Genomic DNA, 23,361 nt, shown 5'->3' with positions numbered 1-23,361 from the left:
GCGTCAGCGAGCGCGCGAAGGCCGGTGAGCGCGCGGGACCGACGACCCCGCGAACGTCAGCGAGCGTGCGGGACCGGCTGCCCCGCGAACGTCAGCGGACCGACTGCCCCGCGAACGTCAGCGAGCCGGGCCGTAGACCACCGTCACCGGGGCGTGGTCGCTCCACCGTTGGTCGTAGGCGGCCGCCCGCTCCACGACCGCCTTGACCGCGCGTCCGGCGAGCCCGGGGGTGGCGACCTGGTAGTCGATGCGCCAGCCTGCGTCGTTGTCAAAGGCCCGGCCGCGGTAGGACCACCACGAGTACGGACCGGCGACGTCCGGGTGCAGACCGCGCACCACGTCCACGTACGCCGCCTCCTCGAAGACTCTGGTCAGCCAGGCCCGCTCGTCCGGCAGGAACCCGGACTTCTTCTGGTTGGCCTTCCAGTTCTTGAGGTCGGCCTCCTGGTGGGCGATGTTCCAGTCACCACACACCAGCGCCTCGCGCCCACCGGCCGCCGCCCGCTCGCGCAGCTCCTTCAGATACGGAAGGAACTCCGCCATGAAGCGCTCCTTCTCGTCCTGGCGGTCCGTGCCGACCTCGCCCGAGGGGAGGTACAGGCTGCCCACGGTCACGCCGGGCAGATCGACCTCCACATAGCGGCCGCTGCCGTCGAACTCGGACGACCCGAAGCCGACCCGGACGCCCTCAAGCTCGCGCCGGGCGTACACCGACACCCCGGCCCGGCCCTTGGCCGCCGCGGGGGCGTGCACCACATGCCAGCCATGGGGTTCGCGAACCGCCTCGGGCAGCTCCTTGGGCTCGGCGCGTACCTCCTGGAGGCACACCACATCGGCCGCGGTACCGTCCAACCAGGAGACAAAGCCCTTTTTGGCGGCGGCGCGCAGCCCGTTTACATTCACGGTCGTCACGGTGAGCACCCCCGGCACGATACGCGACAAAAACCACGCGCCACGCGCACTGCATAGAAGTACGATCCATCGCATGAACATTCGAACCGTCCGTTACGACCACCCCGACGCCCGCAAACTCGACGGCGAAGTACAGGTCGAGTACGCCGAGCGCTACGGCGAGGGCGATCTGACGCCCATGGACGCGACCCACTTCGACCCGCCGCACGGCCTCTACCTCGTCGTCTACGACACGGACGGCACCCCGGTCGCGAGCGGCGGCTGGCGCAGCCAGGAGCGGAGCGATGAGGGCTACGAGGACGGGGACGCCGAGATCAAGCGGATGTTCGTGGTGCGCGCGGCCCGCGGGCGTGGGCTGGCCCGGCACATCCTCGCGGCGCTGGAGGACAGCGCGCGGGAGGCGGGGCGGGTGCGGATGGTCCTGGAGACCGGCACCGAGCAGCCCGAGGCCATCGGGCTCTACACCTCGTCCGGCTATGCACCGGTGACGAAGTTCGGACTCTACCGCTTCGAGGAGAGCAGCCGCTGCTACGCCAAGCTCCTTACGGAGGCGACGGACGGAACGGACGCGGTGGACGCGACCGTAAGGCGGCCATGACGAGGGACCCGCCCCGGATGAGGAGCGGGCCCCTTCGTCTACCGTGCGCCCGAGGGCGTTCGCGCGGGGTCAGCCCTGACCGGCGAACTTCTCGCTGATGGCCTCGAACACGCCCTTGGCCTCGGACCCCAGATGCGGACCGGCGAGCCAGGTGTGTCCGTACGAGCCGATCGAACTGTTGGATACCAGCACCGTCTTGCCGTCGTGGTTGACGAACCAGCCGCCGCCCGAGGTCCCGCCGGTCATCGAGCAGCCGATCCGGTACATCGTCGGCGAGGTGGGCGAGAACGACAGCCGGCCCGGCCTGCTGGTGCAGTTGAACATCTTCGCCCCGTCATAGGGCGGGGCCTGCGGATAGCCGTAGGCACCGATCGAGCTCACCCGGTCCGCCGACGGCGCCCCGAACCACACCGGCACCGAGGCCCCGACCGTCTCCTGAAGCGACTTGCCACTGCCGTTCTCGGGCTTCACATGCAGCACCGCGAAGTCGTAGGCCGACCCCAGCCCGCCGGTCTTACCGCCATTGGCGATCCACTCGGACGAGGTCTGCGACCAGTCCGCCCACCACACGCCGTAGGGGCTCACCTCGTTCTGGGCCGCCGTCTGGGTCTGCTCGGCCGCCAGCCCGTTGTCGTTGTACGAGGGCACGAACACGATGTTGCGCATCCAGCCGCCCTGCTTGCCGGAGTGCACACAGTGGCCCGCGGTCCACACCAGGTTGGACTTCCCCGGGTGGGCCGGATCGTCGACAACCGTGCCGGAGCACACCATCGGCCCCTCGGGGCTGTCGAAGAACACCTTCCCGACAGGCGCCATGTTCTGGTGGTACGGCCGCGAGACCTGCTTGGCCGGCACGGCGGGCGGCTCGGGGTCGGTGGCCGCCTGGTTCTGGCCGGTGCTCTGTGTGGAGACGGTCTTCGACGAGTCCTTCGCCTTGGCCATCCTGGACGGCTGCCAGAAGTTCTTGATGATCGGATTGGCGAATTCCGACGCCTTGCGGGCCCACTTGTCCCAGTCCTTCCAGCCGCCCTCCTTCCACTTCTTCAGGTCGTCCAGACTCGTCGGGACGCCTTCGGGCAACTGGATCCCGTCCTTGGCCTGCTGACCGACGGACGCGGCCGAGGAGCTCGACGAGGAAGCCGCCTCGTCGTCACCGGGCCCGCAGGCCGAAGCGGAGACCACCAGCAGCGCGGTCATCGCCGCGGCGCCCACAGTGGAACGGCGTATGAGTGGCATGGAGCCTTATCCCCCTGTTGTGGTGCAGTTGTTGTGCTGTGACGCACTATGGCCTACGGCGGTTTCCCGCCATGGAGCCACGGAACAGGGCACCTACTATGCCTCTGCCCCTGGCCTGCGCCATCACCGGTCTCACGGCTCGCACCAAACACCAACGCGGTCAGCACGATTCCATGACATCGCGCCTCCCGAACGCTCAGGGAGAGACCAGCAGCAGCATCGCCATCGCCACCTGGGCGACGCCTTGCAGCTTCACCGCCCACGAACGCGCCGAGGTGAACGGCAGCCGCTCCCGGGGGCAGCCGACGGCGAAGACGCCCAGCGCCGCCGACACGAGAAACACCCCGAAGATCATAGGGCCCGGAATGGAGGAGCAGCGGTTGCCGTACATGACGCAGTCGGCGGCACGTTCCGTCATCAGGGACAGGACGACGCTGACGACGGCCGTGGGCACCAACAGCGCGAGGCCGACCTTGGCCGCCATGCGGAGTCTTTGGTCATGCGCGGCGCCGGACGCCTCGGCGGCGCCCGTTCCGGTGGAAGCTGTCTCGTTCACCGTTCCACCCAACCGCGCGCGGGGCGTGGGCGAATCGCGCCGAGTACTCATTCCCCCTGGGTACCGGTGCTCACCCGCCCCGATCCGCCCCGCGCCCGGCCGTCCACCCAACCGGCCCAGGCGCGGTGGCGGCGGTCGGAGACCTCCCTGAGGCTTGATCGCATAGGAACACGGGCCTCCTGTGCCAGGGGTCTGCTGTGCGGCGCTTTCGAAGGAGACACCCCATGGCCTCTTCTCCCGGAGGTTCCCGACGTCCGGAGAGCGGTATCACCGGATTCACGGCCTCGCCGCAGTTCACCCAGTCGTTGCAGCAGATCGTGGTGGATCTCGTCGAACTCCATCTCCAAGGGAAGCAGGCCCACTGGAACGTGGTCGGCCACAACTTCCGGGACCTGCACCTTCAACTCGATCAGATCGTCGATGACGCCCGGGAGTCGGCCGACACCATCGCCGAACGCATGCGCGCGCTCGCGACCTGCCCGGACGGCCGCTCCGACACGGTGGCGGCGACCACCACGCTCCCCGGTTTCCCGGAGGGAGAGGTGAGCGTGAGCAACGTCGTCGATCTCGTCACCACACGCCTGCGCGCCACCGTCGACACCCTGCGCACCCACCACGACCGGATCGACAACGAGGACCCCTCCACGGCCGACCTGCTGCACGCGATCATCGACTCCCTGGAAAAGCACGCCTGGATGGTCAGCGCGGAAAACCGAACCGCCTGACGCCACCAAAAAGCCCCCGCCGAATATCCCCGGCGGGGGCTTTGAGCTGCGGTGGACCTGAGGGGATTTGAACCCCTGACCCCCTCGATGCGAACGAGGTGCGCTACCAGTCTGCGCCACAGGCCCTTGCAACGAGTGAAACTCTAGCATCCCCTCCCGGGTGCTTGGTAATCCGTTCCTCGCTGGTCAGTGAAGGGGGCGTCACTCGTTGGCAGCACGTGGCCGGTCCTCGTCGGCGTACTGGTCGAAGAGGGGGGTGCGGCCGCGATCGCGGGCGCCGCGGGGCGGGGTGGCGACCGGGTCCGGGGCCGGGGTGGGGTTCTGGGCGGAGGCGGAGTCGACGGTGCTGGAGCGGGCGGAGCTCCAGGCGTCGGGGGCCGCCAGGTCGACGCTGCCGGTGGCGCGCGGGGCGACCGGGGCGGTGACGTAGGTGGGCAGCGGGACGGGCACCGGCTCCCAGCCCTCCCCGGCGGCCGGGCCCCGCTCACGCTCACGCTCCTGGTCCACCCACTCGGCGTGATCGGTCTGCTCGACCAGGGCGCGGCGCCCGGCCGCGTGCCGGGAGGGGGCCGGTACCGGGGCGGGCTCGGCCTCGGCGGGGGCGGGAGGGTCCACGGGGCCGTCGTCGTCGGAGGGGCAGTCGGCGGGCGGATGGGTCCGCCGACGGCGCTCACGCAGCCGCTGCGCGGCCTGCTCGGCGTGGCGCTGGTCCATGGTGAACGCGAAGCGGCGGCGTTCCTGGGCGCGCAGATAGGCGATATAGGCGCTGAGCAGTATGGCCGGGATGCCCGGGGCCCACAGGAAGGCGAGGCCGCCGACGGCGGCGACGATCGCGCCGAGGGTGAAGCCGAGGAAGAGCATCACGGTGGTGCGGCGGCGGCGCGCGAGCACTCGCGCGCGCCGTCCACGGTCCAGCGCGCTCCAGCCTCCGCCGCCCGCGCCGCGCGCGGCGGCCGAGCCACCCTGGCCGCGCGCACCGGCCGTGCCGCCCGTGCCCCGGGCGCCGGTCGCGCCCCCGGCCGCCGGTGCCGACACGGCCTCGGCAGGGGCGTCGCCGGCCGCCGGAGCGGGGGCGCGCAGGGTTACGGGGTCGGCGAAGGCCCGGACGTCGACCGCGTCGGTCACCGCTTCCGGGTCGGCCACGTAACGCCCCGGCTCGGCGGAGGCGCCCGCCGCGGCGGGGGCGTCCGCGTCCTCGGCGCGCTCCGCGGGGTCGTCCGCCGGGTCCCCGGGGCGCTCGAGGTCCACACGGCTCTTGGCGTAACGGCGCTCCATGCCCGCCCGTCCGGACAGCAGCCGGATGGCGGTGCTGAAGCGTTCCGTCGGACGGGCCTCATTGAGCTCGTCCTGCCTACGAAGCCACATCGGCACCAAATAGGCGGCCCAGGCCCCGACGATGACTGCGTAGATGAGGCCACTGCTGCTCACGCTCACACGGTAGAGGGGTCCGCATGAGGCCATCTGCCAATTGGCGCGGTGTGTCGCACGATCTGGCTGATATCTCGAAAGTTTTTTGTGATTGTTGGGATGACCAGGTTGGAAATGTTCTCCCGTAATTCGAACAGGTATTTTATTTCTGCGATGCGCCTGGTCGGGTCCGGTGCCACCGGTCGAGCAGCCCCTCGGACAGTTCCTCCACCGTGAGCGCGTAGACCAGGTGGTCGCGCCATGCGCCGTCGATGTGGAGATAGCGCGGACGCAGTCCCTCCTGGCGGAATCCGAGTTTCTCCACCACCCGGCGGCTGGGCAGGTTCTCGGGCCGGATGCACACCTCGATGCGGTGTAGTCCGACGGTGCGGAAGCAGTGGTCGACGGCGAGCGCGACCGAGGTCGGCATCACCCCGCGCCCGGCCACCGCCTGGTCGACCCAGTAGCCGATGTGGCCCGAGCACATCGACCCCCAGGTGATCCCGGCGACCGTCAACTGCCCGGCCAGGCGCCCCTGGTACTCGATGATGAACGGCAGCATCCGGCCCGCGTGCGCCTCGGCCCGCAGGTGGCGGACCATCTGCCGGTAGGTGGGCCGATGGGTGACGGGGCCGCCCGGCGTGGGCGGCGGGATGGTCGCCTCCCAGCGCCGGAGCCACTCCCGGTTGCGCTGGTTGATCTCGCGCCAGGCGCGCTGGTCACGCAGCTTTATGGGGCGGAGGACGGTGTCGCCGTCCGCCAGCACGACCGGCCAGGGGGCGTTCAGCGCGGGCTCCCGGCCGATCCCGCGGGATCGGCGGGGTCAGCGGGATCAGCAGGGTCAGCGGGCTGGGTGGATTCAGCGGGCCTGCGGTGGTCCCCGCCGTGGATCTGGTCGACCGCGTGCTCCAGGAGGCGGCCGAGCACCTTGAGGCCGTCACGCACCCCTCCGGTGGAGCCGGGCAGATTGACCACCAGGGTGGTGCCGGCGACTCCGGCGAGCCCCCTGGAGAGCGCGGCGGTGGGCACCTTGGCGAGCCCCTCGGCGCGGATGGCCTCCGCGATCCCGGGGATCTCGCGGTCCAGGACGCGCCGGGTGGCCTCCGGGGTGCGGTCGGTGGGGGTGAGCCCGGTGCCGCCGGTGGTCACCACGACGTCGTACGAGGCCGCCACGGCGTCCCGCAGGGCGGCCTCCACCGGATCGCCGTCGGGCACCACGCGCGGGCCGTCCACGGCGAAGCCGAGGCCCGCCAGCCCCTCGGCGATCAGCGGGCCCCCGGTGTCGGCGTAGACCCCGGCGGCGGCCCGGTTGGAGGCGGTGACGACCAGGGCGCGGCGGCGCGGCGCCGCTGAGCCGCTCATGCCCGGCTCCAGTCGCCGGACTTGCCGCCGGTTTTCTCCTCCACCCGGACGTCGGTGATGACGGCTCCCTTGTCGACGGCCTTGACCATGTCGATCACCGTCAGGGCGGCGACCGAGACCGCCGTCAGGGCCTCCATCTCCACGCCCGTGCGGTCCGTGGTCTTCACGGTGGCGGTGATCTCGACGGCGTCATCGGCGACCTCGAGGTCCACCGTGACGCCCGACACCGCGAGCGGATGACACAGCGGGATCAGATCCGGGGTCCGCTTGGCGCCCATGATGCCCGCGATACGGGCGGTGGCGAGGGCGTCGCCCTTGGGGACGCCCTCGCCGCGCAGCAGTTCCACGACGCGCGGCGCGACCCGTACGCGGCCGCTCGCGCGGGCGGTGCGCGCGGTGACGTCCTTGGCCGAGACGTCGACCATGCGGGCGGCGCCCGACGGGTCGAGGTGGGTGAGATGGTCCTGGGCGCTGCTCATCGTTCTCCCGGTCCGGGCCAGGTGGCTCCTGTGTGGGACGACACCGTACCCGCCGCGAATGGCGGCTAGGCCAGCAGGACGACGTCCACCTCGCCGCCTGGGGCGACCTCGGTGACGTTCTCGGGGACGACGATCAGCGCGTTGGAGTGCGCCATGGCCTTGATCAGGTGCGATCCCGTGCCGCCCACCGGGCTGACGGTGGCCGGCCCGTCGATCGTGGCCGGCTCGTACCAGCCGCGCAGGAACTGGCGCCGGTCCTTGGGCGAGGAGGCGACGCCCTCGGGGCAGACCGCCGGCACGATGGTGCGGTGGATGTCGGCGCTGCCCAGCATGGTGCGGATGACGGGCCGCACGAAGAGCTCGAAGGAGACGTACGAACTCACCGGGTTGCCCGGCAGGGCGAGCAGCGGGGTGTTCTCCGGGCCGACGCGGCCGAAGCCCTGGGGCTTGCCGGGCTGCATGGCCAGCTTGCGGAAGTGGACCTCGTGCATCGCCTCCTTGACCACGTCGTAGGCACCCACGCTGACCCCGCCGCTGGTGACGACGACATCGGCGCGGACCAGTTGGTCCTCGACGGCGGCGCGCAGCGTCTCGGCGTCGTCGGCCACCGCGCCCACCCGGTAGGCGATCGCGCCGGCCTCCCGGGCGGCGGCGGTGAGCTGGAAGCTGTTGGAGTCGTGGATCCGGCCGGGGCCCACGTCCTCGCCGGGCTGGACCAGCTCGCTGCCGGTGGAGAGCACGACCACCCGGGGCCGGGGCCGCACCTTCACGGTGGCGCGGCCGAGCGCGGCCAGCAGCCCGATCTGCGGGGCGCCCAGGACCGTGCCGGCGCGCAGCGCGAGCTCGCCCGCGTCCGCGTCGCTGCCCCGGGCGCGCACATGCTGGGCGTCCTTCGCCGGGCGGAAGACGCGCACCCTGCCGCTTCCGCCATGGGGGTCCGAGCCACGGGCGGGCATATGCGTGACCGGCCCGCTGTCGAGGCCGCCGTCGGTCCACTCGACGGGGACGACGGCCTGGCCGCCGGGCGGGATCGGGGCGCCGGTCATGATCCGGGCCGCCTCCCCGGGGCCCACGGCGGGCAGGTCACCACTGCCCGCCGCGATGTCGCCGACGACGGTCAGCACCGCGGGATGGTCCTCGGTCGCGGCCGCGACGTCAGCCGTACGGACGGCATAGCCGTCCATGGAGCTGTTGTCGAACGGCGGAAGCGCGCCGGGGACGGTGACATCCTCGACCAGGACACAGCCCTGGGCGTCGAGCAATTGCAGCTCGATGGGCTCCAGCGGGTGGACGTGCCCGAGGATGTCGTCGAGGTGCTCGGCCACCGTCCAGACCCGGTCCTGGTCCGGACCGCGATCGGCGGCCCGTTCTGCGGTGCTGCTCAAGGTGCTACATCTCCTCGGTGACGTAACTGCGAAGCCATTCCCGGAACTCCGGGCCCAGATCTTCACGTTCGCACGCGAGTCTGACAATGGCACGCAGATAGTCGCCACGGTCGCCTGTGTCGTAGCGGCGCCCCTTGAAGACGACGCCGTGCACAGGGCCGCCGAGGTCCGGGCTGGAGGCTAGCGCCTGGAGGGCGTCGGTGAGCTGGATCTCGCCACCGCGGCCGGGCTCGGTCCTGCGCAGCACCCCGAAGACGGCCGGGTCGAGCACATAGCGGCCGATGACGGCGTAGTTGCTGGGCGCGTCGGCGCGGTCGGGCTTCTCGACCAGGCCGGTCACCTGGACGACGTCGTCGTCCACGGTCGGCTTGACCGCCGCGCAGCCGTAGAGGTGGATCTGTGAAGGGTCCACCTCCATCAGGGCGATGACGCTGCCGCTGTGCTGCTCCTGGACGTCGACCATGCGGGCCAGAAGCGGGTCGCGGGCATCGATGAGGTCGTCGCCGAGGAGGACGGCAAAGGGCTGGTCACCAACGTGCGGGGCGGCACAGAGCACGGCGTGGCCGAGACCCTTGGGGTCTCCCTGCCGGACGTAGTGCATGGTCGCCAGGTCGCTGGACTCCTGGACGCGGGCGAGTCGGGTCTCGTCGCCCTTGCGGGTCAGTGCCTCTTCGAGCTCGTAGTTGCGGTCGAAGTGGTCTTCCAGGGGCCGCTTGTTACGACCGGTGATCATGAGGACGTCGGACAGACCGGCGGTGACGGCTTCCTCGACGACGTACTGGATCGCCGGCTTGTCGACGACCGGCAGCATCTCCTTGGGGGTGGCCTTGGTGGCCGGAAGAAAGCGGGTTCCGAGGCCCGCGGCAGGGATGACAGCCTTGCTGATCCGAGTACGCGATTGAGTCATGCACCGAACCTTATCCGGTGCCTTTGGGGCAAATGATGAGTATTCGGTGAATATGGCATGAGACAAGGAGATTGCCCACCCAGTGATCAACACCGACGCTAGTAAGCGCGCATTGCGGAGACGTCACCTGACGGTGAGGTCCAGGTTGACGGCGGATGACATCGAGAAGGCCGGCGCCGCCCTGGCGTGTCGCGCCCTGGAACTGCCCGAGATCGCCGGTGCGGCCACGGTCGCGGCCTATGTGTCCGTGGGGAGCGAGCCCGGTACGCACGCCCTGAGGGAGGCCCTGCGCGCCCGCGGGGCCCGGGTGCTGCTTCCGGTGCTGCTCGAGGACGACGATCTCGACTGGGGCGAGGACGAGGGGCCCGGCCGGCTGGCACCCGCACGGCGCGGCCTGCTGGAGCCCGGGGGGCCGCGGCTCGGCCCCGAGGCGGTCACCCGGGCGGACGTGGTGCTGCTGCCCGGGCTCGCGGTGGACCGGCGCGGGATGCGGCTGGGCCGCGGCGGCGGCTCGTACGACCGGGTGCTGGCCCGGCTGGCGGCCGCGGGAGCCGATCCGGCGCTGGTGGTGCTGCTGTACGACGGTGAGCTGCTGGACGAGGTGCCCGAGGAGGGCCACGACCGTCCGGTGCACGCGGCGGTGACGCCGTCGGGCGTCCACCGCTTCACGCCACGGCCCCGCTGAGGCGCCCGGAGGCGTCTCTCGGCGGGGCCGCGAGGGTCGGCGGGCCCGGGAGCGGCCGGGGGCACAAACGCCCCTCAGACGGCCACCGGGCCCTTCGGGGCCCGTGCGGGGCCCCGGGTGCTCCATGGATCGCTACGGATCGCTACGGGGTGAGCGCCAGCTCGTCGTCCGTCGACTTGTCCACGGCGCCCTTGCTGAACGCCCAGGGCAGCAGCTCGCCCTTCGCCCACTTCTCGGTCTGGTCCGTGTAGTGCGCGTTGTAGGCGTGGCCGGACGCGCCGGTGAGGTTGATCCAGCGCGACTTGTCGAGGTTGTCGAGGTTGACGACCATCCGCATCGAGGGGACCCAGGTGACGTCGTAACCGCCCGCCGCGTTCCATCCGGTCGCGTTGACCGCCGCCTCGCCGCCGGAGAGGTTCCACGGGCCCCGGTTGAGGAGCCACTGGACCACGCCGGGGCCGTCGGTGCCCAGGGTCTGGTTCTTCAGGTTCAGCCGGTGCAGCCGGCCCCAGCTCCAGCTGTTGATGTCCTTGCCCAGCTTGGCGGTGAGCTCGGAGCGCGCGGCCCGCATGGCCTGCGCGAGCAGCTCGTCACGGTTGGTGGCGCCGGGCTTGTTGCGGGTGCCCTCCGTCTTCCACCAATTGTTCTTCGGATCCTTGATGATGTTGCGCACGACCTCGTACCAGCGGTCGCCGCCGTCGGGCTGCGCCATGTCGGGGTCGCGCTTACCGCATTCGCGCACCAGCCGGGTGTTGCCGTTCAGGTCCTCCAGCGGACCCGAGTCGTCGGCCGGGCGCACCCGCAGGCACTCCCCCTTGACCCGCAGCTCCTTGGGGAGCTTGTCGCCGAAGGCCAGCTTGAGGGTGTTGCGCCAGACGGCGTTGAAGTACGCGGCGGCCGCCGAGTCCGAGTCCTGGGTGTAGTCCCAGCTCTCCAGCAGCTTCTGCGCCTGGCGTACGTAGTCGTCCTTGATGTCGATCTTCAGCAGATAGGGCGTCAGCAGCTTGGCGATCTCGCTGCTGTTGTCCATTTGCAGGGACTGCATATCGTCCGTGGAGATCTTCCCGCCGTCCTTGATCTTCGACTCGATGAGGTCGGTGATGCGCTGACTCCGCGCGCCGTACCCCCAGTCGTCGGTCAGCGGATACGGGTAGCTCTTCTCGTCTATGACGGCCTGGTTGGCGGTGACGATGAAGCCGCGATCGGGGTTGAGCTCCCAGGGCAGCGCCGACTGCGGAATGTACTTGCTCCACTTGTAGCGCGAGTCCCAGCCGGGCGCCGGGTAGCGGCCGTCCCCCTTGGAGCGCACCGGGATCTGGCCGGGCGCCTGGTAGCCGATGTTGCCCTGGGTGTCGGCGTAGATGAGGTTCTGGGAGGGCACCGCGAAGTCGCGGGCCGCCTTACGGAAGTCACTGAAGTTCTTGGCGGTGTTCAGCCCGAAGACCGCGTCCATGGTGTCGGACGGGGTGAGCGCGGTCCACTTCAGCGCCACCGCGTAGCCGTCGCCGCGGTCGGGGGCCACATCGTCGGCGCCGCTGCCCACCGGAGCGCTCTTGCCGACGGAGGCTAGCTCGTCGTCGCGGTCGGAGATGATCGGGCCGTTGTTGGTGGTGCGGACGGTGATCGTACGGCTCTTGCCACCCGCGACCTTGATGGTCTCCTCACGGGTGGTGAACGGCACCTGCTTGCCGTCGTAGAGGTAGCCCTCGGCGGTGACCTTCTCCAGGTACAGGTCGCTGACGTCGGCACCGAGGTTGGTCATGCCCCAGCTGATGTTCTGATTGTGGCCTATGACCACGCCGGGCATACCGGAGAAGGTGAAGCCCGCCGTGTCGTACGGACAGGCGCTGGAGACCTGCTTGCAGTGCAGCCCCATCTGGTACCAGACGGACGGCAGCTGGGGCGCCAGGTGCGGGTCGTTGGCGAGCAGCGGCTTGCCGGTGGTCGTGTACTTGCCGGAGACGACCCACGAGTTGGAGCCGATGCCGGTCCCGTTCGGGCCGAGCAGCGCCGGAACGTCGTCCAGGGTCTTGGAGAGCGAGGACAGCTGCGTCTGAAGCCCCTGCGCGGCGCCGGTGGCCCCTCCGCCCACCGTGCCTCCCGTGCCGTCCGTGGAGGCGGCCGGGGTCGCCTTGGGGTCGAACTCGTCCGTGGCCTCGTTGACGGCGCCGTCCTGCACGATCGGCTTGTTCCGGCTGTACGGGTACGACGGGTAGAGCTCGTCTATCTGCTTGGCGCTGAGCCTGTTGGAGGCCAGGGCGCGATCCACCTCGTCCTGCATGTTGCCACGCAGGTCCCAGGCCATCGCCTTGAGCCAGGCCACCGAGTCGACCGGGGTCCACTTCTCCGGCTTGTAGCTGTCGTTCTTGAAGTCCAGGGCCGCGTACTCGACGGACAGCGCGTCCCCTTGGTGGTCCTCGAGGTAGGCGTTGACGCCGTCGGAGTAGGCCCGCAGATACTTCTTGGTGGTGGCCGACAGCTTGGTGTCGTACTCCTGCTTGGCCACCCGGTGCCAGCCCATGGTGCGCAGGAACGCGTCGGTCTCCACCTGGCCGGAACCGAACATCTCCGAGAGACGGCCGGCCGTCATATGGCGGCGGACGTCCATCTCCCAGAAGCGGTCCTGGGCCTGGACGAACCCCTGGGCGCGGAAGAGGTCCTCGGGGGTGCCGGCGTAGATCTGGGGTATCCCATAGCCGTCCCGCTTGACCTGCACGGGGCTTGACAGCCCCTTGAGCTGAAGCGATCCCGTGGTCTCCGGGAATGAGGCACGGACTGTACTGATGCTCCAGTACGCGCCGTAGCCGACGCCCCCGACGAGCAGCAGCACGACTGCGATCACGATCAGGCGGAGACGTCGGCTCTTCTTCTTTTTGGGAGAAGAGCCGGTTGTGTTGGCGGGCATCGCTGTCCTTCGAGGGGCAGGGTGAACCTGGAGTGCTGGAGCAACCATAGGCGCAGCGCTGTCGCCGCCCCTACGCGGAGTCATGACTGGACGCCGCGCACCGGCCATCGGCCGGGCTTGTACACCTCGGCGAAGACCTCTCGGCGGAGGCTCGCGTCAAGATCCCGTAAAATGTTAGATAAGGCAATGAAGTTCCGGTCGGAGGGGACCCTTTCTCAGCGTTCCCTCCGCTCCCGTGAGAAAGGGTCGGCCCCTGACTGTTCACCACCTCAATGAATTGCTGTTGATCTGCGCGCTCGTCCTGCTCGTCGGCGTGGCGGCCGTAAGGATCTCCACACGCAGCGGGCTGCCCACACTGCTGATCTATCTCGGCATCGGCGTCGCCATCGGCACGGACGGGATCGGCGTCACCTTCAACGACGCCGAGCTCACACAGATCCTCGGCTACACCGCACTGGTCGTGATCCTGGCCGAGGGCGGTCTGGGCACGAAGTGGGGCGAGATCAAACCTGCCCTGCCAACGGCCGCCGTACTGTCCACCGTGGGTGTCGCGGTGAGCGTAGGGGTCACCGCTGCCGCGGGGCACTATGTGGTGGGACTGGACTGGCGGCAGGCGCTGATCATCGGCGCGGTGGTGTCCTCCACGGACGCGGCGGCGGTCTTCTCGGTGCTGCGCACGGTGCCGCTGCCCAAGCGGCTCACGGGCGTCCTGGAGGCCGAGTCCGGCTTCAACGACGCCCCCGTGGTGATCCTGGTGGTCGCCTTCTCCGGCCAGGGCCGCATGGATTCCTGGTACACCCTGATCGGCGAAATCGCCCTGGAGCTGGCGATCGGCGCGGTGGTCGGTCTCGCGATCGGCTGGCTGGGCGCCTTCGGCCTGCGGCATGTGGCACTGCCCGCCTCCGGTCTGTACCCGATCGCGGTGGTCGCCATCGCCGTCATCGCCTATGCGGGCGGTTCGCTGGCGCACGGGTCCGGCTTCCTCGCCGTCTACCTCGCCTCGCTCCTCCTGGGCAACGCACGGCTGCCGCACTGGCCGGCGACCCGCGGCTTCGCCGAGGGGCTGGGCTGGCTCGCCCAGATCGGGATGTTCGTCCTGCTGGGACTGCTGGTCACCCCGCATGAGCTGGGCGATGATGTGCTGCCCGCCCTCGCGGTCGGGCTGGTGCTCACCGTGGTGGCCCGGCCGGTGTCGGTCCTGCTCAGCACGGCGCCGTTCCGGCTGCCCTGGCGGGAGAAGGCGCTGCTGTCCTGGGCCGGGCTGCGCGGGGCGGTGCCGATCGTGCTGGCCACGATCCCGATGGTCAGCAACGTGCCCGACAGCCGCCGGATCTTCAACATCGTCTTCGTACTGGTGATCGTCTACACCCTGGTCCAGGGGCCGACACTGCCCTGGCTCGCCACCCGGCTACGGCTCGAGGAGCCCGAGCCGGCCGACCTGGGCATCGAGTCGGCGCCGCTGGAGCGACTGCGCGGCCATCTGCTGTCGGTGTCGATCCCCCAGGCGTCCAAGATGCACGGCGTCGAGGTGGGCGAGCTGCGGCTGCCCACAGGAGCCGCGGTCACCCTGGTGGTCCGGGACGGCACCAGCTTCGTACCACTGCCTTCGACCATGCTGCGGCGCGGCGACGAGCTGCTGGTGGTGGCCACGGACCCGGTGCGCGACGCGGCGGAACGGCGGCTGCGGTCGGTGGGCCGGGGCGGCAAGCTGGCCGGCTGGCTCGGCACGGGAGCGAGCTGACGGGGGCTGAACGGGGAGCCTGGGAGCCCGCCCGGGGCGGTGGATTCGATCACCCCATGCCCCGCCCCAGTGGACTGACGCGCGGGAATACTGCACTATGGAGCGTCGTTAGCACTCATCGAGTGAGAGTGCCAGGAGGAAGAACGTGCCGACCTACCAGTACCAGTGCACCGAGTGCGGCGAGGGCCTCGAGGCGGTGCAGAAGTTCACCGACGACGCGCTCACCGAGTGCCCCAACTGCCAGGGACGCCTGAAGAAGGTGTACTCGGCGGTCGGCATCGTCTTCAAGGGCTCCGGTTTCTACCGGAACGACAGCCGCTCCTCCTCCAGCAGCACGAGCGGCGGTTCCGGCAAGTCGGCCGCGAAGAGCGACAGCTCCAGCTCGTCGTCCTCTTCGTCCTCGTCATCGGATTCGTCCTCGTCATCGGACTCCTCTTCCTCGTCCTCCTCCTCGACGTCTTCGTCTTCTTCGTCGTCGACGTCGTCCTCGACGACATCGACATCGAGCTCGGCCGCCTGATCCGGCCGCCTGGCCTCCGGTTTCATCGACACCCCGCCACCTCCACCGGGAGGCGGCGGGGTGTCTTCGCGCAGACGCGGGTGGCTAGGGTGATCGCATGGTCGAGACCAGCAGGCAAGCAGACATAGGGGTCATCGGGGGATCGGGGTTCTACACGTTCCTCGACGACGTGACCGAGATCACCGTGGAGACTCCCTATGGGGCGCCGAGCGACTCGCTTGTCCTCGGCGACATCGAGGGGCGCCGGGTCGCCTTCCTCCCGCGGCACGGCCGCAAGCACCATCTGCCACCGCACCGCATCAACTACCGCGCCAACCTCTGGGCCCTGCGCTCGCTCGGGGTACGGCAGGTCTTCGGCCCGTGCGCCGTGGGCGGACTACAGCCGGAGTACGGACCTGGGACGCTACTCATCCCGGACCAGCTGGTCGACCGCACCAAGGCGCGCACGCAGACCTACTTCGACGGCGAGCCGCTGCCGGACGGCCGGATTCCGAATGTGGTGCACACCACCTTCGCGGACCCGTACTGCCCGGTGGGCCGGAAGGCGGCCGTGGAGGCGGCGCGCGGACGCGACTGGGAGCCGGTGGACGGCGGGACGATGTGCGTGATCGAGGGGCCGCGCTTCTCCACCCGGGCCGAATCACGCTGGCATGCGGCGCAGGGCTGGTCGGTGGTCGGCATGACGGGCCACCCGGAGGCGGTGCTCGCACGTGAACTGGGGCTCTGCTACACGTCGTTGACGCTGGTCACCGACCTGGACGCGGGCGTGGAGACCGGCGAGGGCGTCACCCACACCGAAGTGCTGAAGGTCTTCGGGGAGAACGTGGGCCGACTGCGCGAGGTGCTCTTCGACGCGGTGGGCAAGCTGCCGGAGAGCTCCACTCGGGACTGCCTGTGCACCCATGCCCACGACGGCTGGGACCTGGGGATAGAGCTTCCGTAGGCGCGGGGGTGAGGTGCCGAGGTCATCGCGGGGGCGGGTCCGAACTCGCCTCGGGGCGCGTATCGCTCGCCCGGGTGACCGAGTTGTCCACAGCCCGGTGACCGTCCACAGGCCCGAGCGGGATCGGGCGGGGGCGGACATGGTGAGGGGGCCCGAAGCACCCGGACCCTCACGGCAGGCGGTGATGTGCCATGTCCCATCCGTCCCCCAACCTCGCGTTGCCCCGCTCCCTCGCGTTGCCCCGCTCCGCTCCCCCGGCCCGTGCGGTGCCGTGCTTCGATCCGGTGCGCACCGGGCGCGCCCGTGAGTTCGGGCTGCGGCGGGCCGTGCGGCGGCGGCGCCGAGCGATGGCGGCCGGGCTGGCGCTGACGGCCGCCGCACTCGCGGCCGCGGCACCGTCCGGCCGTGGGCATACGGACGCGGTGTCCTCGCGAGCGCCCGCCCCCGCGGGCGAGGAACGGCGGGGCGGCCCGCGCCCCGCCATGGTGTCGGCGCCGGTCCGGATCGCAGACGCGGCCGCGGTGCGGCTGCTGCACCCCGGCGACCGGGTGGATGTGCTGGCCACACCGCTTCCGGACGCCGCAGAGGCCCGGCCGTCCGGCGCCGCGGCGCGGGTGGTCGCGCATGGGGTCCGGGTGACCGAGGTGCCCGGCTCGCGGAGCGGCCGCGCGACGGGCGGCGCAGCCGAGGGCGGTGCACCGGAGGCCGGTGCGGACGCGGATCCGAGCGGTGACGGGACCGTGGACGACGGCGGCGTGCCGTACGGAGGGGCGAGCGGCGGCGGGGCGCTGGTGGTGCTGACGGTGCCGCGAGCGGACGCCACCGCGCTGGCCGGGGCCGCGGCCGGTTCCCGATTGGCGGTGACGCTATGCCGTCGCTGACTCCCCCGACTCCCCTGATGCCCCGCTCACCTGCGGGTGTAGGTTGCGAAACCGTCCGCTCCCGCACCGACGCGGCGAAAGAGAGGCAGTGGGGTGAGCCAAGAGAAGGTGGCCGAGGAGAAGAAGAGCGTCATGGAAGGGTTCAAAGCCTTCCTGATGCGCGGCAATGTGATCGACCTCGCTGTCGCGGTCGTCATCGGAGCCGCCTTCACCTCCGTCGTGAACTCGATAGTGAAGGGCTTTATCAACCCCATAGTCGGAGCTTTCGGCACGAAGGACCTCGAGAAGTACCGCTCCTGTCTGAAGGCGCCCTGCGAGACCAACGCCACGGGCGATGTGGTCCACGGCATCCCGATCCTCTGGGGAAGCGTGCTCTCCGCCGTGCTGACGTTCCTGATCACGGCCTCGGTGGTGTACTTCCTGATGGTGCTGCCGATGTCGCGCTATCTGGCGCGGAAGGCCGCCAAGGAGGCGCAGGCGGAGGAGGAGCAGGCCGTCGCGGACGCCGAGGAGATCGTTCTGCTGCGCGAGATCCGCGACGAGCTGGTGGCACAGCGCGCCGCCGTCCACAACGGTGGTGGCAGCGGCTCCAGCGCCTAGGGACCCGTCAGAGGTGGTGGGGCGGCTTCTCGTCGAGGAACCGGGCCAGATCAGCGGCATCGCCGGCGCTGTCGCCGCCGGGAATCCGCTCACCCCACCCGTGGTCCGTATCGTCCGATGACCGCTGCGCCAGCGGATCGTCGAAGATCAGCGCGGCGGCCGGATCGCGCGGTCCAGGGGCAGGGGCGGTGTTCATGCCTCAAGAGTACGGCCCGGGCAGCGGCTCGGTGTATCGGCCGAGCTCGTCATGCCACCACAGGTCACGCCCGGGCTTCCAGGACACCGGGCAGGCGAGCCGGTGGACCACCAGCACGGACCGCACCTCCGGGCAGCCGCTCAGTGCCCGGTCGACATGGCGCTTGAGCGGCTGGAGCTCCCCGCGGTGCTGCCCGGCGTCCGCGGTGATGACGACCTTGGCGCCGACCTCCCTGATCCGGTCGCGCAACTCATGGGGGTGCAATCCCACAGGAAGGCTGGCGCGGACGACGTCCAGCCGACCACAGGCGAGCGTGGCTATCACGGACTCGGGCACCAGCGGCAGATGGACCGCCACCCGGTCCCCGGCGCGGACGCCGAGCCGGGTGAGCGCGGCGGCGGCCCGGGCCGCCTGGTCGAGCAGCTCGGCATGGGTGAGCTCCTCGGTGCGGTCCGGCTCGCTGATCCAGCGGAGGGCGACCCGGGCGGACCGCCGAGTGTCGGTGGCCGGCGTCGGGAGCTCCTCCGTCCGAGAGGTATGGGGCACGGCGGTCTTCTTTCGGACGGGGGCGAACGGCATACCGCTCAGAGTGCTGCCACGCCATCAACGTCTGATGAACGCCCTCTATATGAGAGGTCCTCACCCCGTCCCGCGCCCTTCGGCGGCGATCGCGGGAGGACGGATACGAGGGTGGTTCGCGCCTCGGTACCCGACCATGCCACGGCTTGCCGTGCTACGCATAGCTTCCATGAACGCCGAGCGGACAAACCCCGAATCAGCCCCCACCGGTCCGGCCGACTGCCTGACGGATGTCCCCGGACTGCGGGTGGGGCATGCCCAGCGATCCGGCGGCGGCCGGCTGACCGGGACAACGGTGGTGCTGGCCCCTGAGGGCGGTGCGGTCGCCGCGGTCGATGTGCGCGGCGGTGGTCCCGGCACCCGGGAGACCGATGCCCTCGATTCGCGCAATCTGGTCCAGCGCGTCGATGCCGTGGTGCTGACCGGCGGCAGCGCGTTCGGGCTCGACAGCGCCTCGGGGGTGGCCTCCTGGCTGGAGGAGCACGGCCGGGGCTTCCGGGTCGGCCCCGATCCGGCGCAGGTCGTTCCGGTGGTCCCGGCCGCCGCCCTCTTCGACCTGGGCCGGGGCGGCGACTGGCGGGCCCGCCCGGACGCCGCGTTGGGGCGCGAGGCGATCGAGGCGGCGGCCGGTTCGCGGCCGGGAGCGCCGGTCGCTGAGGGCAATGTGGGGGCGGGCACGGGCGCGGTGGCCGGTGGGCTCAAGGGCGGCATCGGTTCGGCCTCCACGGTGCTGCCGTCCGGCGTCACGGTGGCCGCCCTGGCCGCGGTCAACGCCGCGGGATCGGTCGTCGATCCCCGTACGGGCGCGCTGTACGGGGAGCACTACGAGCCGTTGGACGAGGACGGGCCCCACAGTCCCACTGTGGCCGAGCATGCGGAGGCGATGCGGCGGCTGACCGCCGCACGGGCCGAGTCGGAGCGGCGGCAGGCCGCGTCGGTACGGCCCCCGCTGAACACCACACTGGCCGTGGTCGCCACCGATGCCGTGCTCACCCGGGCCCAGGCCCACAAGCTGGCGGGTACGGCACATGACGGTCTGGCGCGGGCCGTCCGGCCGGTGCATCTGCTGTCCGACGGCGACACGGTCTTCGCCCTGGCCACCAGCGGGCGGCCGCTGATACCGGACGGCGGCCCCGAGGACGCCGGCGATCCGGCGTTCGGGGTGCACCGGGAGAGCGGTGCGCTGAACGAGGTGCTGGCGGCCGGGGCGGATGTGCTGACCCGGGCGGTGGTCAAGGCGGTGCTCGCGGCGGAGATGGTGGACGGCCCGGGCGGTGTCTTCCCGGCGTACCGGGATCTTTACAACCGCTGATCCGCCGGGGCCGGAAGGAAGGAAGCGTCCGGCCGGAAGAGCGGCGGGCCGCAGCGACGAAGAGAGGGGGGCTTCATATGGACATGGATACCGATCTGCTGATCGTCGGTGGTGGCCCGGCGGGCTGCGCCGCCGCCGTGATGGCGGCGAGCGCGGGGATGCGCTCGGTGCTGATCGAATCGGGCGACGCCCTGTGCGGGGCGCTGCGGCGCATCCCGGCGGTGCGCAATGTCCTCGGAGTCACCAACGGCCCGGATCTGGCAGCGGCGATCGAGGCCGATCTGGGGCGGTGTGATCCATGCCGGGTGGAGCTGGGCCGGCGCGCCACGCGGATCGACGCCTACGACGACCATGTCGAGGTCACGGTCCAGCCCGTAGGACCGTTGGGGGCGGTGGGATCCGTGGGGGCGGTGGGGTGCATGGGGCCGGTCGGATCCATGGGGCCGGAGGGGTCCGCGCAGGCGTCTGGAACGCGGCTGACCGCTCCGTATGTGGTCGTCGCCACCGGGGTCGGGCCACTGGATCCCGAGAGCGTGGAATGGCTCGGGGGTGCGGCGGGCCGGGCGCTGCCGCCGCTGTGGGAAGCGGATCCGGCGGCGATCGACGACCGGACCGTGCTGGTCCTGGGGGCGGACCGGCCCCTGGGGACCGTGGCGCTGGCTCATCCGGAGCTGAGGACCCGCTTTGTGGTGGCGTATCCGCCCGAGGACGCCTACAAGACCGAGGAGATCCGGCAGGACCCTCGGACGGAGCTGGTGGCGGTGCGGCTGCTGGAGTTGGGGCCCGTGTCGGCCCCGGTCACCGCCGAGGTCCGGACGGTGGAGGGCGAGCGGCGGACCCTCACGGCCGATCTCGCCTTCCTCAACCTGGGCAGCGCTCCGGCGCCCCCGGCCGGGGCCGTGGCCCGTGACCGGTCCGGGTACTGCCCTCCCGGGAGCCAGCATCCCAGGGTCTTCACCGCCGGTGATCTGCGATCGGTTCGCTTCCAGCGGATCGCGACCGCCATGGGGTCGGGTGGCGAGGCGGCGCTCGGTGCCTACTACGCCTCGCGCGGCCTGCCCACAGAGACCGGCATGTCCGCAGAGGGGACTTGCCTGTCCACGGAGACCGGCGGCCCGCCCACGGAAGTGGGCAAGCCGCCGGGCCCGACAGGGGGTGGCTGAGATGCGGTCAGACCGCGACCGCCACCTTCGACTCGTCCTCGGTGGCGCCGCCCGTGGCGGCCTCGCCGCCCGCCTGGCCCTTCGCCTCCGGTTCCGCCGTCTTCCGCAGCCCCTTGAGGAAGATCACCAGACCGGCCGAGACCACCGTGCCCGCCACGATGGCCAGCAGGTAGAGGAACGGCTGGCCGATCAACGGGACCACGAAGATGCCGCCGTGCGGGGCGCGCAGTGTGCAGTCGAACGCCATCGACAGCGCACCGGTGACGGCACCGCCCACCATCGAGGAGGGGATCACCCGCAGCGGATCCGCCGCGGCGAACGGAATGGCGCCCTCACTGATGAAGGAGGCACCCAGCACCCAGGCGGCCTTGCCGTTCTCCCGCTCGGTCTTGGTGAACAGCCGTCCGCGCACGACGGTGGCCAGGGCCATCGCCAGCGGCGGGACCATACCGGCCGCCATCACCGCGGCCATGATCTTGAGGCTTCCGGCGGACGGGTCCGACACCGCGATACCACCGGTCGCGAAGGCGTAGGCCACCTTGTTGACCGGGCCGCCCAGGTCGAAGCACATCATCAGGCCGAGGAGGACGCCGAGCCCGATGGCGTTGGCGCCGGAGAGCCCGTTGAGCCAGTCGGTCATCGCCTCCTGCGCGGACGCGATGGGCTTGCCGATCACCACGAACATCAGGACGCCGACGATCGCCGACGAGATCAGCGGGATCACCACCACCGGCATGATGCCGCGCAGCGCCGGCGGAACCTTGAACCGCTGGATGGCCATGACGACCGCGCCCGCGATCAGACCCGCGACCAGTCCGCCGAGGAATCCGGCCTTGATGGTGGTCGCGATGTAGCCGCCCACGAAACCGGGGACCAGACCGGGCCGGTCGGCCATTCCGTAGGCGATATAGCCCGCCAGGACCGGCACCAGGAAGGTGAACGCGGCACTGCCGATCTGGAAGAGCAGCGCGGCCCAGCTGCTGGTCTCGATCCAGACGAAGTGGTCCGCCACGGACTTGGCGCTCGCGATCTCGTAACCGCCGATCGCGAAGGCGAGCGCGATCAGCAGACCGCCCGCGGCGACGAACGGCACCATGTAACTGACGCCCGTCATCAGCCACTTGCGCAACCGGGTGCCGAAGCCGTCACCGGCGGCACCGTCCGCGTCCATCGGCGCCGAGCCGTCCGCCGAGCCTCCGGCCGGTGCGGTGATCTCGCCCCGCGCGGCCTTCGCCCGCGCCTCGGCGATGAGTTCGGCGGGACGGTTGATGGCCGCCTTCACCCCGACATCCACCGTCGGCTTGCCCGCGAAGCGGGCCTTCTCCCGGACCTCCACATCGTGTGCGAGGACCACCGCGTCGGCGGCGGCGATGGTGGCGGCGGGGAGCTTGTCGAATCCGGCCGAGCCCTGGGTCTCGACCACCAGCTCGATCCCGGCCTCGCGAGCGGCGTTCTCCAGCGACTCGGCCGCCATATAGGTGTGGGCGATACCGGTCGGGCAGGAGGTGACGGCGACGATCCGGAAGGGGGCCACCGGCTCCGGAGCGGTCTGGGCGGCGCCGGAAGCACCAGCGGAGGATGCGCTGGGCTCAGCGGTGCCGGACTCAGCAGCAGGCACCTCGGCTTCCGTGTCCTCGGCGGCGGGTGCGCTCCGCTCATCGCCGCGGATCAGGGCGGCCACCTGTTCGGGCTGGTCGGCCGAGCGCAGCGCATCGGTGAAGTCGGCGTTCATCAACTGCCGCGCCAGGCTCGACAGGATCGACAGATGGTCGCTGTCCGCGCCCTCAGGGGCGGCGATCAGGAAGATCAGATCGGCCGGGCCGTCCGCCGCGCCGAAGTCGATCCGGGCCGTGCTGCGCCCGAAGGCCAGGGTCGGCTCGGTGACATGCGCGCTGCGGCAGTGGGGTATGCCGATGCCGCCGTCCAGGCCGGTCGGCATCTGCTGCTCACGCGCCGCCACATCGGCGAGAAAGCCATCGAGGTCGGTGACCCGACCGACCGCGACCATGCGTTCGGCGAGCGACCTGGCGGCGGCTTCCTTGGTGTCGGCGGACAGGTCAAGGTCGACCAGATCCGCGGTGATCAGCTCACTCATCTCGCGGCTCCCTTGTGTGCGGTGCCGCCCTTGGGGAAGCGGGCGGGTGGAGTGGGGACTGGGGGGTGGGAGTGGGGTCGGCCGGTCACGCGGGCTCCTTGAGCACACGGTCCAGCGGAATGTCCGCCGTAGTGATCACGGCGGACGGGTCGAGGTCGGCGGGGGTCGGCATGG

23 protein-coding genes and 1 tRNA gene are annotated in these 23,361 nt (G+C 70.8%); 10 read left to right on the top strand and 14 right to left on the bottom strand.

Features of this window, described 5'->3' with window-relative positions:
• Positions 1 to 117: 117 nt before the first annotated feature.
• The gene (locus NQU54_RS34320) at positions 118 to 921 is read right to left on the bottom strand and encodes an exodeoxyribonuclease III (RefSeq protein WP_069865571.1); all 804 of its coding nucleotides are present in this window, start codon (positions 919 to 921) and stop codon (positions 118 to 120) included.
• A 64-nt stretch (positions 922 to 985) separates the two neighbouring features.
• Between NQU54_RS34320 and NQU54_RS34315 the strand changes: the two genes are divergently transcribed.
• Positions 986 to 1,510: a GNAT family N-acetyltransferase gene (locus NQU54_RS34315; RefSeq protein WP_099014673.1), complete on the top strand. Its 525-nt coding sequence runs from the start codon at positions 986 to 988 to the stop codon at positions 1,508 to 1,510.
• Positions 1,511 to 1,579: 69 nt separating this feature from the next.
• Here NQU54_RS34315 and NQU54_RS34310 read toward each other — a convergent pair whose 3' ends face one another.
• Both NQU54_RS34310 and NQU54_RS34305 read right to left on the bottom strand, forming a co-directional pair.
• Positions 1,580 to 2,746: a trypsin-like serine peptidase gene (locus tag NQU54_RS34310; protein ID WP_257634441.1), complete on the bottom strand. Its 1,167-nt coding sequence runs from the start codon at positions 2,744 to 2,746 to the stop codon at positions 1,580 to 1,582.
• A 196-nt stretch (positions 2,747 to 2,942) separates the two neighbouring features.
• Positions 2,943 to 3,302, bottom strand: a complete 360-nt coding sequence (locus NQU54_RS34305) for a hypothetical protein (RefSeq protein WP_257634440.1) — start codon at positions 3,300 to 3,302, stop codon at positions 2,943 to 2,945.
• Positions 3,303 to 3,526: 224 nt separating this feature from the next.
• On the opposite strand from NQU54_RS34305, the gene NQU54_RS34300 reads away from it, so the two are divergent.
• Positions 3,527 to 4,027, top strand: a complete 501-nt coding sequence (locus tag NQU54_RS34300) for a Dps family protein (RefSeq protein ID WP_257634439.1) — start codon at positions 3,527 to 3,529, stop codon at positions 4,025 to 4,027.
• Between the two features lie 52 nt (positions 4,028 to 4,079).
• On the opposite strand, the gene NQU54_RS34295 is transcribed toward NQU54_RS34300, so the two are convergent.
• The 7 genes from NQU54_RS34295 to galU all read right to left on the bottom strand — a co-directional run bounded on the left by NQU54_RS34295 (position 4,080) and on the right by galU (position 9,567).
• Positions 4,080 to 4,153, bottom strand: a tRNA-Ala gene (locus NQU54_RS34295).
• Positions 4,154 to 4,228: 75 nt separating this feature from the next.
• Positions 4,229 to 5,455, bottom strand: coding sequence for a divisome protein SepX/GlpR (gene sepX / locus NQU54_RS34290; protein WP_257634438.1), 1,227 nt, complete (start codon positions 5,453 to 5,455; stop codon positions 4,229 to 4,231).
• 142 nt (positions 5,456 to 5,597) lie between these two features.
• On the bottom strand, positions 5,598 to 6,221 hold the full coding sequence (locus NQU54_RS34285) for a GNAT family N-acetyltransferase (protein ID WP_257634487.1): 624 nt from the start codon (positions 6,219 to 6,221) through the stop codon (positions 5,598 to 5,600).
• Positions 6,218 to 6,796 (bottom strand): MogA/MoaB family molybdenum cofactor biosynthesis protein, encoded by a 579-nt coding sequence (locus tag NQU54_RS34280; protein ID WP_099014669.1) that lies wholly within the window; start codon positions 6,794 to 6,796, stop codon positions 6,218 to 6,220. Before NQU54_RS34280 ends, NQU54_RS34285 begins: the two co-directional genes overlap by 4 nt.
• Entirely contained in the window at positions 6,793 to 7,275 is a 483-nt protein-coding gene (gene moaC, locus NQU54_RS34275) for a cyclic pyranopterin monophosphate synthase MoaC (RefSeq protein WP_069864824.1), read from the bottom strand. Before moaC ends, NQU54_RS34280 begins: the two co-directional genes overlap by 4 nt.
• Before the next feature lie 65 nt (positions 7,276 to 7,340).
• Positions 7,341 to 8,660 (bottom strand): molybdotransferase-like divisome protein Glp, encoded by a 1,320-nt coding sequence (gene glp / locus NQU54_RS34270; protein ID WP_257634437.1) that lies wholly within the window; start codon positions 8,658 to 8,660, stop codon positions 7,341 to 7,343.
• Positions 8,661 to 8,664: 4 nt separating this feature from the next.
• On the bottom strand, positions 8,665 to 9,567 hold the full coding sequence (gene galU / locus NQU54_RS34265; RefSeq protein ID WP_079258699.1) for a UTP--glucose-1-phosphate uridylyltransferase GalU: 903 nt from the start codon (positions 9,565 to 9,567) through the stop codon (positions 8,665 to 8,667).
• A gap of 85 nt (positions 9,568 to 9,652) precedes the next feature.
• Here galU and NQU54_RS34260 point away from each other — a divergent pair, with 85 nt between their 5' ends.
• On the top strand, positions 9,653 to 10,252 hold the full coding sequence (locus tag NQU54_RS34260; protein WP_372506138.1) for a 5-formyltetrahydrofolate cyclo-ligase: 600 nt from the start codon (positions 9,653 to 9,655) through the stop codon (positions 10,250 to 10,252).
• 142 nt (positions 10,253 to 10,394) lie between these two features.
• Here NQU54_RS34260 and NQU54_RS34255 read toward each other — a convergent pair whose 3' ends face one another.
• Positions 10,395 to 13,157: a penicillin acylase family protein gene (locus NQU54_RS34255; protein WP_257634435.1), complete on the bottom strand. Its 2,763-nt coding sequence runs from the start codon at positions 13,155 to 13,157 to the stop codon at positions 10,395 to 10,397.
• 235 nt (positions 13,158 to 13,392) lie between these two features.
• On the opposite strand from NQU54_RS34255, the gene NQU54_RS34250 reads away from it, so the two are divergent.
• The 5 genes from NQU54_RS34250 (at position 13,393) to mscL (ending at position 17,842) form a co-directional block, all read left to right on the top strand.
• Positions 13,393 to 14,898 carry a potassium/proton antiporter gene (locus tag NQU54_RS34250; RefSeq protein WP_257634434.1) on the top strand — a complete coding sequence of 502 codons (1,506 nt, stop codon included), beginning with the start codon at positions 13,393 to 13,395 and terminating at the stop codon, positions 14,896 to 14,898.
• Positions 14,899 to 15,043: 145 nt separating this feature from the next.
• Positions 15,044 to 15,418 carry an FmdB family zinc ribbon protein gene (locus NQU54_RS34245; protein WP_102937484.1) on the top strand — a complete coding sequence of 125 codons (375 nt, stop codon included), beginning with the start codon at positions 15,044 to 15,046 and terminating at the stop codon, positions 15,416 to 15,418.
• A 97-nt stretch (positions 15,419 to 15,515) separates the two neighbouring features.
• Positions 15,516 to 16,361 (top strand): S-methyl-5'-thioadenosine phosphorylase, encoded by an 846-nt coding sequence (locus NQU54_RS34240; RefSeq protein WP_102937485.1) that lies wholly within the window; start codon positions 15,516 to 15,518, stop codon positions 16,359 to 16,361.
• 191 nt (positions 16,362 to 16,552) lie between these two features.
• A complete protein-coding gene (locus NQU54_RS34235) occupies positions 16,553 to 17,242 on the top strand; it encodes an RcpC/CpaB family pilus assembly protein (RefSeq protein ID WP_257634433.1) in 690 nt (229 codons plus the stop codon).
• A 132-nt stretch (positions 17,243 to 17,374) separates the two neighbouring features.
• Positions 17,375 to 17,842: a large conductance mechanosensitive channel protein MscL gene (gene mscL / locus NQU54_RS34230; RefSeq protein WP_167504509.1), complete on the top strand. Its 468-nt coding sequence runs from the start codon at positions 17,375 to 17,377 to the stop codon at positions 17,840 to 17,842.
• Positions 17,843 to 17,849: 7 nt separating this feature from the next.
• Here the strand turns inward: mscL and NQU54_RS34225 are convergent, their stop codons facing one another.
• Both NQU54_RS34225 and NQU54_RS34220 read right to left on the bottom strand, forming a co-directional pair.
• The gene (locus NQU54_RS34225; protein WP_069864839.1) at positions 17,850 to 18,038 is read right to left on the bottom strand and encodes a hypothetical protein; all 189 of its coding nucleotides are present in this window, start codon (positions 18,036 to 18,038) and stop codon (positions 17,850 to 17,852) included.
• A gap of 3 nt (positions 18,039 to 18,041) precedes the next feature.
• Positions 18,042 to 18,584 (bottom strand): AMP-binding protein, encoded by a 543-nt coding sequence (locus tag NQU54_RS34220; protein WP_231981320.1) that lies wholly within the window; start codon positions 18,582 to 18,584, stop codon positions 18,042 to 18,044.
• Positions 18,585 to 18,786: 202 nt separating this feature from the next.
• Between NQU54_RS34220 and NQU54_RS34215 the strand changes: the two genes are divergently transcribed.
• Together NQU54_RS34215 and NQU54_RS34210 are read left to right on the top strand one after the other, a co-directional pair.
• A complete protein-coding gene (locus NQU54_RS34215) occupies positions 18,787 to 19,929 on the top strand; it encodes a P1 family peptidase (RefSeq protein WP_257634432.1) in 1,143 nt (380 codons plus the stop codon).
• Positions 19,930 to 20,012: 83 nt separating this feature from the next.
• Positions 20,013 to 21,092 carry an FAD-dependent oxidoreductase gene (locus tag NQU54_RS34210; protein ID WP_257634486.1) on the top strand — a complete coding sequence of 360 codons (1,080 nt, stop codon included), beginning with the start codon at positions 20,013 to 20,015 and terminating at the stop codon, positions 21,090 to 21,092.
• A gap of 7 nt (positions 21,093 to 21,099) precedes the next feature.
• Here NQU54_RS34210 and NQU54_RS34205 read toward each other — a convergent pair whose 3' ends face one another.
• A complete protein-coding gene (locus tag NQU54_RS34205; protein ID WP_257634431.1) occupies positions 21,100 to 23,187 on the bottom strand; it encodes a PTS fructose transporter subunit IIABC in 2,088 nt (695 codons plus the stop codon).
• Between the last annotated feature and the right edge of the window lie 174 nt (positions 23,188 to 23,361).

This window comes from Streptomyces malaysiensis subsp. samsunensis, assembly GCF_024519315.1.
Taxonomy (GTDB): domain Bacteria; phylum Actinomycetota; class Actinomycetes; order Streptomycetales; family Streptomycetaceae; genus Streptomyces; species Streptomyces malaysiensis.
This window is presented reverse-complemented; position numbering and strand designations above follow the sequence as displayed.